At 36.4% G+C, this 209-nt stretch carries 1 protein-coding gene; it reads right to left on the bottom strand.

The window, feature by feature from the left end:
* Positions 1–44 precede the first annotated feature (44 nt).
* Positions 45–206, bottom strand: a complete 162-nt coding sequence (locus tag ACTHSP_RS24425; protein WP_440347265.1) for a small ribosomal subunit protein uS17 — start codon at positions 204–206, stop codon at positions 45–47.
* Positions 207–209: the final 3 nt, after the last annotated feature.

The raw sequence follows: 209 nt of genomic DNA, 5'->3' as shown, positions 1-209 counted from the left end.
TGCAAGACTTCGTTTCTTATTAAGCTACATTACTGTGTTTTAAATCAAACAGTACGCGCTTTCTCAACCAATTCTTTTACAACCCAAGACTTGGTTTTTGACAAAGGACGAGATTCCTCGATTACCACTACGTCACCAATGCCATATTGATTGTTTTCATCATGAGCATGGATTTTAGTTGATAAACGAATAATTTTACCGTACAGAGG

The sequence above is a fragment of the Neisseria sp. P0001.S005 genome (assembly GCF_051963715.1).
This window is presented reverse-complemented; position numbering and strand designations above follow the sequence as displayed.